8 protein-coding genes are annotated in these 12232 nt (G+C 38.1%); 2 read left to right on the top strand and 6 right to left on the bottom strand.

From position 1 onward, the window contains the following. Positions 1-133 precede the first annotated feature (133 nt). On the top strand, positions 134-679 hold the full coding sequence (locus ABID23_RS05585; protein WP_354190144.1) for a hypothetical protein: 546 nt from the start codon (positions 134-136) through the stop codon (positions 677-679). Between the two features lie 56 nt (positions 680-735). On the opposite strand, the gene ABID23_RS05580 is transcribed toward ABID23_RS05585, so the two are convergent. Both ABID23_RS05580 and ABID23_RS05575 read right to left on the bottom strand, forming a co-directional pair. Further along, a complete protein-coding gene (locus ABID23_RS05580) occupies positions 736-1518 on the bottom strand; it encodes an ATP12 family chaperone protein (RefSeq protein WP_354190142.1) in 783 nt (260 codons plus the stop codon). Positions 1519-1751: 233 nt separating this feature from the next. Next, a complete protein-coding gene (locus ABID23_RS05575; RefSeq protein WP_354190140.1) occupies positions 1752-2741 on the bottom strand; it encodes an RluA family pseudouridine synthase in 990 nt (329 codons plus the stop codon). 219 nt (positions 2742-2960) lie between these two features. Here ABID23_RS05575 and ABID23_RS05570 point away from each other — a divergent pair, with 219 nt between their 5' ends. Next, complete coding sequence (locus ABID23_RS05570; protein WP_354190138.1) at positions 2961-4748, top strand: glucan ABC transporter ATP-binding protein/ permease; 1788 nt, start codon at positions 2961-2963, stop codon at positions 4746-4748. Positions 4749-4840: 92 nt separating this feature from the next. On the opposite strand, the gene alaS is transcribed toward ABID23_RS05570, so the two are convergent. The 4 genes from alaS to ABID23_RS05550 form a co-directional block, all read right to left on the bottom strand. Further along, complete coding sequence (gene alaS / locus ABID23_RS05565; protein WP_354190181.1) at positions 4841-7498, bottom strand: alanine--tRNA ligase; 2658 nt, start codon at positions 7496-7498, stop codon at positions 4841-4843. A 202-nt stretch (positions 7499-7700) separates the two neighbouring features. Beyond that, positions 7701-8744, bottom strand: coding sequence for a recombinase RecA (gene recA, locus ABID23_RS05560; protein ID WP_354190136.1), 1044 nt, complete (start codon positions 8742-8744; stop codon positions 7701-7703). Between the two features lie 597 nt (positions 8745-9341). Beyond that, complete coding sequence (locus ABID23_RS05555) at positions 9342-10655, bottom strand: replication-associated recombination protein A (RefSeq protein ID WP_354190134.1); 1314 nt, start codon at positions 10653-10655, stop codon at positions 9342-9344. Between the two features lie 8 nt (positions 10656-10663). Then, complete coding sequence (locus ABID23_RS05550) at positions 10664-12058, bottom strand: DegQ family serine endoprotease (protein ID WP_354190132.1); 1395 nt, start codon at positions 12056-12058, stop codon at positions 10664-10666. Between the last annotated feature and the right edge of the window lie 174 nt (positions 12059-12232).

The raw sequence follows: 12232 nt of genomic DNA, 5'->3' as shown, positions 1-12232 counted from the left end.
TTGATTAAAAAATGGGATTAAGAATCACATTTTTGTGAATATCCCTTCCCTTAGAGAGCACAAGTGGCTTTTTGCCAATGTGCTTTTCCTTTATAATTTTGAATAGAATCCACTCAAATGAACAAGGTTTCTGATGCTGCGAATTCGTTCTCTATTTCCTATTTTTTTATGGATTGCCTTTACTTTATCAACAACTCAAGCTTATACGATAACAAATCAAAAGCTTATAGACCTTGAAAAAGCAGCTTTTGCTTATAGCAAAGCCATTCAAGATGCCGATGTAGACGCTATTTTAAATGCCATTCCGCCCCAAATTATTAACAGCTTCACTGCCCAAAAAAAGTTCAGTAAATCACAATTCCAACAAATCATGAAAAGCCAAATGGAATGGCTAGCAAAAAATTATAAAATTGAAAGCATCCACATTGACCAAAAACAAAAACGCGAAGGAGAACTTGATAATGGGATCCCTTATTTTGTTATACCTGTAGAATTTGTCACAACCACAAACTCTGGAAAAAAGTGTTCTATTCAAACTGAGATTATTGCCCTTCTTGACAATGACAAGTGGTATTTCATTCGTGGAAATGACGAAGCAATCTTAAATATCACCAGTGAAGCATTTCCTGGACTTGAAAAAATAAAAACCAATCCACAGAAAGTCACAAAAATATTATGATTAAAGAAAATGGTGCGCCCAGTAAAAAAGATTACTCTGACCAACAACATGATTGTTTATGAACAAATCGTCGTGACTGTAGCAGCAGAAATGAATTCATTTTTCTTATGAGCACGACGCACCATTGCTTCTTCATCTGTGCCCCATTGCTCCATCATCCAATTTTCATCTAAATGGGCAATATCCCAGGCGTGATCTACATCAATTTGTCTTGCAGCAACAGCCAGAGCAATCAGTGCTGATCCTGTTAAAGTTGTCATCGCGTGAACTGCAGCAAGCATATAAGGAGACTGAATTTTCCGTAAATAGTTGCTTACCGCTTGAATAGCTTCTGATGATTGTTCAATATGCATAAGCCCTTCCGTCAAATGAAAATGAGTACCAAACTTTTTTTCTGCCCAGTCCAATAAGGGATCCCACTGTTCACATTGTCTCTGTACCAATTCCTGAGGTGTTTGTGCACGATAAAAGATCATATCACATGCGACAAAACGTAATAAATCTTCAAAAACAACCTGCATATCATCAGCTATACCATCAATAACAGTGTTAACAAGACGCGTCATAGGCATTTTTACTGGATCAATAACTTGCTTTTGGCTTTCAAACTCTCGTACAATGAATGTAGCAAATGCATCTGTTGGTACAAGAAAGTGACGCTTTGCCGGTGTTTTTACTGGCAAACCATCCAGTAATATAGAAAAGCCTCCTTCTTCACGCAACGTTTTCACCTCTTTATAAAATCGTTTGGATAGTGGTTGGCATGAAAGCTTTTGTGTATTCTGAACAGAGTGATTATTCTTAAATGACACATCAAAATGATCCAAAATTTCACGCATATTATTTTACCTCTGATATTTCCAATAAATAGGCCATTTTCCTAAAGAAAAATCTACATAAATTTTTTATGCAATAAATTTGCTAAAAGCTATCAACCACAACCATACCAATCGATGATACAATTTAGAGGAAGCAGTTTTTATATCTATAATATTTTATATCTATAATAAAAGTGATCCCCTGAATAAGAAATCATACATAATGAAGCAAAAGAGTTGAAAAAGTTTTTTCATTATTCTGTCTCATCATCATTTTCACTAAAAGCCAACAAATTAAAGCTTTGTACCATATGAGGAGGTAAAGGTGCGACAATATCCAATATTCCCCCAGAAGGATGAGGAATACGAATACGACGCGCATGAAGATGAAGACGATTTTGAATTCCCCCTGGTAATGCCCAATTACTATCAGAAAAAAAATATTTTGAATCGCCAATAATAGGATGCCCCATATGAGCGGCGTGCACACGGAGCTGATGTGTTCTACCCGTATAAGGTTCCATTTCAAGCCATGAAAGAGCTCTCCCTCGATTATCCAAAACACGATAATAGGAAACTGCATGGCTAGAATCTGGTTCTCCATGTTCACAAACGCGCATTTTATCGCCCTCTGTAGTCATTTCTTTAACCATCCATGTTGAAATTCTATCCTGCTTTTTTTTAGGCACTCCCCGCACCAATGCCCAGTAGATCTTTTTCGTTTCCCTTTCTCTAAAAGCAGCAGTTAAAGCCTGTGCTGCTCCTCTCGATCGTGCAACAATAAGAACACCTGATGTCTCACGATCAAGGCGATGAACTAAACGCGGTTTTTCACCTTTTTTGTTACGCCATGCCTCAAGCATACTATCAACATGGCGCGTTAAACCAGAACCACCTTGTACAGCTAAACCAGCAGGTTTATTAAAAACAAAAACCTTTGGGTCCTCATAGAGCAGCATTTTTTTTAAAACCGTTCCATCATCCTGTCCCCGAAGTGTTTTATTCGTTACCGTTGCAGGAAAACTTTCCTTATCATGAATAGGTAGAGGTGGAACACGAACCACTTGCCCCATGAGAAGACGTGTATCGGCTTTAACACGCCCACCATCAACACGTATCTGTCCAGAACGCAACAGTTTCTGTAAATATCCAAATCCAAGTCCTGGATAATAAACTTTAAACCAGCGATCTAAACGCATTCCGCTTTCGTCTGCTTCAATTTTTTTTATTTTCACGCCTGCCATAAAAATTCCTTTGCCAAGTAATTTTATTATCCCATTTTACAGCTTATTTTTATAAATAAAAAATTGACATCTTCTAGAATAGAGCGAAACTTATCACACCATATTACAGTTCGTATCCAAAATTGCATTTTCTTATGACACAAATTTTATTAGCCCAATACGAAGAGATTATAAGAATCGATAATTTATATTTGCAATAATTGGTGGAGATGATCACCTGTGTCTTTATTGAAAACCTATACTCGTGTCCTCACTTATCTCCACAAAGAAAAAAATACATCCGTCTTGATTTGTACTGCAAATATTATTTTAGCTATTATTACCATTGCAGAACCTATTTTATTTGGACGTGTCATTGACTCTATTGCAGAAAAATCCGGTATTGTCCTTACGCTCACAATTTGGGTATGTTTTGGTCTTTTTCATATTATCTCTTATGTCCTTATTGCTCGCAGTGCTGATCGCTTAGCTCATAGACGTCGCCTAGCTGTTTTAACCGAATCTTTTGAACGCGTTATTGCAATGCCTTTAATCTGGCATCAACAACGCGGCACATCTCATGTTCTTCATACAGTGTTGCGTGCTGTTGACTCTATGTCAACCATATGGCTTGATTTTATGCGCCAACATCTCTCAACTCTTGTCGCATTATTCATTCTTATACCTATTGCCTTTCACATGAATTGGCGCCTTTCAACGGTTTTAGTTATACTCGCCATCATTTATACATTGATTACACGTTTAGTAATGCAAAAAACGAAAGATGGACAAGCTGCTGTAGAGTGTTATCATCATAATCTTTTCAAACATATCAGCGATTCAATTACGAACGTTTCCATTGTACAAAGCTACAGCCGAATAAAAGAAGAAACTTCTATTTTACATCAACATACAAACGACCTTATTAAAGCACAAAATCCTGTTCTTAACTGGTGGGCTCTTGCAAGTGGTTTAAACCGAATGGCTTCCACCATTTCAATTGTTTGCGTCCTTCTCCTTGGAGCTTTCTTTGTAGCCAGAAATCAATTACGTGTCGGTGAAGTCGTTGCTTTTGTAGGTTTTGCACAATTAATGATTAGTCGTCTGGATCAAATGAGTGGTTTTATTAATTTAGCTGCATCTTCACAAGCAAAGCTACAAGAATTCTTTGCAATGGAGGACTCAACCCTTCACATCCATGAACCTGAAAAACTACCTTGTCTCAAAAATGTTAAGGGTACCATACAATTTCATCACGTTACTTATAAATTTCCAGATTCTTCTCAAGGTGTTTTTGACATTTCCTTTAAAGTTAAAGCAGGGCAAACTGTTGCAATCGTAGGACAAACAGGGGCAGGAAAGACAACATTAATCAATTTATTGCAACGTATATACGACCCCACATCTGGACATATCTCCATTGATGGAATCGATATACGCTCTATTAATCGTGAATCTTTACGCAATTCTTTAGCAACAGTATTTCAGGATGCTGGCCTATTTAACCGCAGTATTCATGACAATATCTCTATAGGAAGAAAAAGTGCAACAGATGAAGAACTTTATGAAGCAGCAAGAATAGCAGCTGCTCATAACTTTATTCTAAAAAAAGCGGACCGTTACAACACAATAATTGGCGAGAGAGGTTCTCAATTATCAGGTGGAGAAAAACAACGAGTAGCAATCGCACGCGCTGTTTTAAAAAATGCTCCCATTCTTATTCTAGATGAAGCAACAAGCGCTCTTGATGTAGAAACAGAAGCACGTGTTAAAGATGCTCTTGATCACATAAGCCATAACCGTACCACCTTTATTATAGCACATCGTCTTTCAACAATACGAAATGCTGATATTGTGCTCTTTTTAGAACAAGGTCATTTAGTTGAAAAAGGAAACTTTCAAGAATTAATCAATAAAGGTGGTCGTTTCTATAAATTATTAAAAACCAGCGGTTTAACAATCAATCAATCAACAATAAAAGAAGAAGATAAAAACGTAATTCCTTTGCAAAAAGCCCTCGCTTCATAGTGATAATACTCTGGCTTTAAGTAAATTTTAAATACACAAAACCGTCTTTCTTTAAAAGATTGCGGGTTTGATGACATACAAATAGCCAAAAATTACCCTTCAAGAGCAGATTTTAACGCTATAAGCGCCTCTTCAGCCTTATTTCCTTCAGGCCCCCCAGTTTGCGCCATATCAGGACGACCACCACCACCCTGACCACCAAGAACACCTGAAACAATACGCACTAAATCAACAGCATTTAACTTATTCGTTAAATCATGCGTCACACCAACAACAGCGCTTCCCTTACCATCCTCTGATACACTGATAAAAGCAACCACCCCAGATCCAATCTGTTTTTTTCCGGAATCCGCGAATGCTTTAAGATCTCGCGGTAAAATATTGCTTACAACACGTCCCATAAAAGGCATGCCATTGATGATAGTAATATCTTCTTGATCACCTTGTATCGCCCCACCACTCAGTACCATTTTCTTGCGCACATCACTCAACTCTTTTTCAAGTTTACGGCGATCATCAAGCAAAATTTGAATTCGTTCTTCTACATCATGAGCAGAAGCTTTTAAAAAATCAGCAATGTTACGGATACGCTTATTTTGACGCGTAAGATAAAGACGCGCTTCTGTACCTGTTAGAGCTTCAATACGGCGCACTCCAGCGGCTACAGAACTTTCAGAAACAATATGAATCAAACCAATATCGCCAGTTCTTTCCACATGTGTGCCTCCACAAAGCTCAACTGACCAAGGCTTATTTCCCTGTTCAAATGGCATCCCCATCGAAACAACGCGTACTTCATCACCATACTTTTCACCAAAGAGTGCCATTGCTCCTTCAGAAATTGCATCATCCACATGCATAAGACGTGTTATGACCTCACTATTTTGCAAAACAATCTCATTGGCGATATCTTCTATCTTACTCAATTCTTCCAAAGAAACAGATTTTGGATGAGAAAAGTCAAAACGCAACCGATCCGGTAATACAAGAGACCCCTTTTGTGCAACATGATTCCCCAACACTTGACGTAAAGCTTCATGTAATAAATGGGTCGCAGAATGGTTTGCACGAATTTTTTTACGGCGAACAGCATCCACGGTTAATTCTACACAATCAGATATCTTTACCTGACCAGACTTCACTTCCCCAATATGAATAAAAACCCCATCAGCCTTTTTCTGGGTATCATGCACGTCAAAAACAAAATTTTCACCAAAAATGATACCACGATCACCAATTTGCCCACCAGATTCACCATAAAAAGGTGTCTGATTCACAACAAGAATGGCTTTCTGCCCTGCAGAAATACGATCAACGGGTTTGCCATCACACACGAGCGCTGTAATAATACCTGCAGCGTTTTCTGTCTCATAACCCAAAAACTCTGTTGTTCCCACTTGCTCACGAATAGAAAACCAAATTGCTTCTGTGACAATTTCACCAGAACCAGACCAATTGGCACGCGCTTCCTCTTTCTGACGCTCCATCGCTTTATCAAAAGCATCAACATCAACAGATATTCCACGACGCCGCAGAACATCTTGTGTTAGATCAAGAGGAAAACCATAAGTATCATAAAGTTTAAAAGCAACTTCACCATTTAAACGCTCCCCTTCTTTAAGATGTGAACTTTCTTCATTCAACAAACCAAGTCCCCGCTCAAGAGTTTTACGAAAACGGGTCTCTTCTAATTTCAAGGTTTCTGAAATTAAAGAATCAGCACGCACCAATTCAGGATAGGCTTGCCCCATTTCGCGGATCAAAGCAGGTAAAAGACGCCACATTAAGGGTTCTTGAGCACCAAGAAGATGCGCATGCCGCATAGCACGGCGCATAATACGACGTAGAATATACCCCCTTCCCTCATTAGAAGGAAGAACACCATCAGCAATCAAAAATGCACATGAGCGAAGATGATCTGCAATCACACGATGACTTGCAACAAAATCTCCCGTCGCCTCAACCCCTGTTATCTCTTGTGATTCATGAATCAATGTACGAAAAAGATCAATATCATAATTATCGTGAACTCCCTGTAAAACAGCAGCAATCCGCTCTAATCCCATCCCTGTATCAATAGAAGGATGAGGCAATTCAACGCGCTCTCCTTTATTCACCTGCTCATATTGCATGAAGACAAGATTCCAAATCTCAATAAAGCGATCACCATCTTCTTCTACACTTCCAGGCGGTCCCCCAAAAATTTTATCACCATGATCATAAAAAATCTCTGAACAAGGACCACAAGGACCTGTATCTCCCATTGCCCAAAAATTATCAGCCGTAGCAATATGAACAATTTTTTCGTCTGGAAGTCCTGAAATTTTACGCCATAACTCAGCAGCAACATCATCACTATGATAAACTGTCACCAACAATTTATCTTTTGGAAGACAAAATTCTTTTGTTAATAGATTCCATGATAAAAAAATGGCTTCTTCTTTAAAATAATCACCAAAAGAAAAGTTACCGAGCATTTCAAAAAATGTATGATGGCGTGCTGTATAGCCAACATTGTCAAGATCATTGTGTTTTCCACCTGCACGAACACATTTTTGCGCTGTTGTCACCTGTTTACAGATAGGCTGTTCTAATCCAGTAAAAATATTTTTAAACTGCACCATTCCTGCATTTGTAAACATGAGTGTAGGATCATTACGTGGTACAAGTGGACTAGAAGGGAGAATCTTATGCCCATTCAAATGAAAATAATTAAGAAAAGCTGACCGTATGCTATTAACGCTATTCATATCAACACCTGTAGAATACAGTACAAAGCCATAAGAGCAATCCCCCCTAAACATACTTTTTTCTATGCTTAGGTCACTTTAATAAAAAGTGGAATATTTGCTCAAGAAACTTTAGAAATAAACGACCTTATATAAAAAAAACTCTAACCAATAAAAACAGAAAAATCTAAAATGAGGGCATCATATTGAAATATATATTCCCTCAAATTGCTTCATCACTTTCTGTATTTTCCACCCCTGCATTTTCTAATAATTCAACCGCAATCAAACCAGCATTTTGACGTAAGGCCGTTTCAATTTCTGTCGCTATTTCCACATGTTCACGTAAAAACTGCTTGGCATTTTCTCGCCCCTGTCCCAAACGTTGAGAATTATAAGAAAACCATGAGCCAGATTTTTCTACGATGCCAACTTTAACACCCAAATCAATCAACTCACCTAATTTGGAAATACCTTCACCATAAATAATATCAAACTCAACCTGTTTAAATGGAGGCGCCAATTTATTCTTGACCACCTTAACACGTGTCTGATTTCCAACAACCATATCCCGATCCTTAATGGATCCAATGCGACGAATATCCAAACGAACCGAAGCATAAAACTTTAGGGCATTCCCCCCTGTTGTTGTTTCAGGAGAACCAAACATCACACCAATTTTCATGCGAATTTGATTAATAAAGATTACCATACAGTTAGAGCGAAAAATAGAAGCTGTTAACTTCCGTAATGCTTTACTCATCAACCGTGCCTGCAATCCAGGTAAAGCATCACCCATTTCACCATCAATTTCTGCACGTGGTGTTAAAGCCGCTACGGAGTCAACAACCAGAACATCAACAGCACCAGAACGAACCAATGTTTCTGTAATTTCCAACGCCTGTTCACCAGTATCCGGCTGAGAAATGAATAAGTTTTCTAAATCAACACCAAGCTTACGTGCATAAATAGGATCAAGAGCATGCTCTGCATCAATAAAAGCACAAACCCCACCAGTTTTCTGTGCCTCAGCAATAGCATGAAGAGCCAATGTTGTTTTTCCAGAACTTTCTGGTCCATAAATTTCAACAATACGCCCCTTCGGTAACCCACCAACACCCAAAGCAATATCCAAAGATAATGAACCTGTTGGCACTGTTTCAATTTCAACAACCTGCTCTTTTTGCCCAAGACGCATAATCGAGCCTTTACCGAAAGAACGTTCAATTTGTGAGAGAGCAGCATCGAGCGCTTTTGTTTTATCCACGATTCTATCCTTAATCGATTTATATAATGCAATCTTCAGTATACATTGTTACTTTAACTTAACCAAAGTCTTGAGTTTAAATTTTTACAGACTCTTCTTATCCTTACATACCGATAATGTTTCATGACCAATGACAAAAGAATTTTTCGTTCCTTAGCTTATGGCACAAAGTACACTTCAATAAAACACCATCTTATAAAGAAAAAGAACTGAATACACTTATACCTTTCCTCTAGAAAAGAAACAATTTAATTTTCCATACAAAGCTCTTCTCATGCCCCTTTGTCAATACTTACGAGACATATCTTTTAAGCAATCCTCGATGATCGATTATTACAATGACCATCCATCAAAACCACTAGATACCATACACAACTGAAATCAAAAATACAAAATAACCGACGAATGAAAGCAAAATAAACGTTCTTTTTAAATTACATTTTAAGCAACTATAAATTTTGAGATAAAAAAGATTCTTACTCTCTCAAAAAAAATAACACGGATTGAAGCTATAATCTAAACTGTTAACAGTATCATTATTACATAACTGAATCACTTTAAGAATGACAAGAAATTTATCTCAACCACACTTTATTTTTAAGTCGCACGTTTTTTACGCAACTGCTTCCACCATTCAAGACGCTTTATAATTTCACGCTCAAAACCACATTCTCGCGGTTTATAGTAACTTTGACGCCCAAGTTTTTCAGGAAAATATTCTTGCCCTGAAAAAGCATCTGGTTCATCATGGTCATAACGGTAGCCAAAACCATAGCCTTCTTTCTGCATAAATTTTGTAGGCGCATTAAGGATGTGCTTAGGAGGAGGTAAAGAACCACTTTTACGTGCGCAATGCATAGCTGCTTTATAAGCGAGATATGTAGCATTTGATTTTGGTGCAGTTGCAACATACAAACATGCTTGCGTCAAAGCCAACTCTCCCTCTGGCGATCCTAAATAATCATAAGCATCCTTCGCAGCATTACAAATGACAAGAGCCTGAGGATCTGCCAAACCGACATCTTCGACAGCCATACGAACCAATCTTCGCCCAATATAAAGAGGATCTTCACCAGCATCAAACATACGTGCTAAATAATAGAGAGCAGCGTCAGGATCAGATCCACGAACTGATTTATGTAACGCTGAAATGAGGTTATAATGACCATCTCGTCCTTTATCATAAATCGGTGCACGACGCTGAATAATATCCTGCAAAGAGTGAGAATCGAATATCTCGCCCTCTCGTGCAGCACACCAAACTTCCTCTGCCAATGTTAACGCTGCTCGTGCATCACCATCAGACATCCCTATTAAAACTTCCCTAGCACCATTATCCAAAGGAAGAGGCTTTCCTTCCACTTCTTCAGCACGTTTCAAAAGCATCTCCAAACTTTCGCTGTCATGTGAAAGAAATGACAAAACACGTGCACGAGAAAGAAGCGCAGCATTAAGTTCAAATGAAGGATTTTCTGTAGTTGCCCCTATAAGAATAATAGTGCCATCTTCTATAACAGGAAGAAAACTATCTTGCTGCGCGCGATTAAACCGATGAATTTCATCGACAAATAAAAGCGTTTGGCTTCCAGACATAAAACGCATCTGAGCCGCTTCAAAAATTTTCTTTAGCTCAGAAACTCCAGTAAAAATAGCAGAAACTTGCTCAAAAGCGAATTTTGTTTCAGTTGCTAACAAGCGCGCAACTGTTGTTTTTCCTGTACCTGGAGGTCCCCAAAAAATCATAGAACCAACTGAGCCAGCTGCCAGCATACGCGAAAGCATCCCCATCTCTCCAAGCAAATGATTTTGTCCCATTACATCATTGAGAGAACGAGGACGTATTCTTTCTGCAAGAGGACGTTTTTTATTAACTTGGTGATCAAAAGAGGCGGTAAAAAAATCTTTATTCAAAAAAAACCTCAACGAATAAACTGGCGAATATACATACCATCACGTTCATATTCCAATTGCCACATATTTGAGTGAGCTTGCCTCAGAATCTTTTTTAACTGACTAACTGTTTGCACTTTATGTCCATTAATAACACGTAAAATATCTCCAGAGCGAAAAATTCCTGCAGCATTACTCATTTCATCAACATTGCTAATCACAACACCTTTTGCAGATATAGGAAGATGAAAACGCCGACTATTTTGCGGTGTTAAATCTAACACTTCAGCACCAGAAAGAGGACCTTCATCAAGAATTTTTTCAGATTGCAAAAATGCAGATTCTGATATCGACGAAACCATGAGTTTTGTCTTTAAAGTTTTTCCACTTCGTAGATATTCTAAATCAAGATTGTTCCCAGTACCAGCTGTCATTAAACGATATCCAAGACCATCTGGACTATCAACACGCACCCCTTGCAAACTTAAAATAACATCACCTACTTTCAAACCAGCTTTGGCAGCAGGACTATCCTTAATAACTTCAATGACAAGAGCACCATAAGGACGTTCTAAACCTAAACCACCCGCAATATCAGGAGTAACATTTTGAAAAGATGCCCCAATATAAGGTGGTACAAAATACTGCCCGCCGGCTCTAACAGTATCGAGCATTACTTTTACAAGATTTGCTGGAATAGCAAAACCAATCCCGACAGAACCACCTGAACGTGAATAAATAGCTGTATTAATCCCAATTAATTGTCCTTTCATATCAACCAAAGCTCCACCAGAATTCCCTGGATTAATGGCAGCATCTGTTTGAATAAAAAAGTCAAAATCAGAAATACCAACACGTGTACGTGCTTGTGCTGAAACAATACCACTTGTAACCGTTTGACCAACACCAAAAGGATTACCAATTGCTAAAACAAGATCACCAACCTCAACGGCATCAGAATCTCCCAGAGGAAGAACAGAAAACTGCGCACCCTTTGCATCAACTTCAAGCACAGCAATATCCGTTGCTTCATCCTTTAACATAACCTTACTTTCAAACTCCCGCCCATCTGAAAGAGCAACTTTAATTTCACTTGCATTCTTAATAACGTGGTAATTCGTAACAATCAAACCACGCGAATCAACAATCACGCCAGACCCTAAAGAAGATTGCTTACGGACAGGTCGATTACCTTGAAAATGACTAAAAAATTGTTCAAAAAATGGATCACCCTCAAAAGGCGAACGCGCTCTAATTTGCCGAGCCGCATAAATATTGACAACAGATGGAATCGTCTTTTTCACTAAGGGAGCAAATGAAAGAGTAATTTCTTTTTGTGTTTGCGGAACTTGAGCACACGCATAGTGAAAAGGTATCTGTGCCAGAATAGCAAAAAAAATCCAAGCCCCAAAAGAATATCTCATTACTCACTCCTTAAAAGTAACTCACTTTATAATATTCATAGAACAAATTTTCTGGATCTCCCACCATCTAAGAACTTTTATTCGTATTTATAATGAAGGAGAAAAACAAATATTTGAACCATAAATACTATAAAACTAAAATAATTCAATATATTATAATTTCCTGTCAGTATT

The organism is Bartonella silvatica (genome assembly GCF_040545155.1).
Taxonomy (GTDB): Bacteria; Pseudomonadota; Alphaproteobacteria; order Rhizobiales; family Rhizobiaceae; genus Bartonella; species Bartonella silvatica.
This window is presented reverse-complemented; position numbering and strand designations above follow the sequence as displayed.

Excerpts from the sequence above, each read along its gene's own strand:
- ABID23_RS05550 (WP_354190132.1), bottom strand. The coding sequence starts at position 12,058 with ATGAGATATTCTTTTGGGGCTTGGATTTTTTTTGCTATTCTGGCACAG.
- ABID23_RS05580 (WP_354190142.1), bottom strand. The coding sequence starts at position 1,518 with ATGCGTGAAATTTTGGATCATTTTGATGTGTCATTTAAGAATAATCAC.
- ABID23_RS05575 (WP_354190140.1), bottom strand. The coding sequence starts at position 2,741 with ATGGCAGGCGTGAAAATAAAAAAAATTGAAGCAGACGAAAGCGGAATG.
- alaS (WP_354190181.1), bottom strand. The coding sequence starts at position 7,498 with ATGAATAGCGTTAATAGCATACGGTCAGCTTTTCTTAATTATTTTCAT.
- ABID23_RS05585 (WP_354190144.1), top strand. The coding sequence starts at position 134 with ATGCTGCGAATTCGTTCTCTATTTCCTATTTTTTTATGGATTGCCTTT.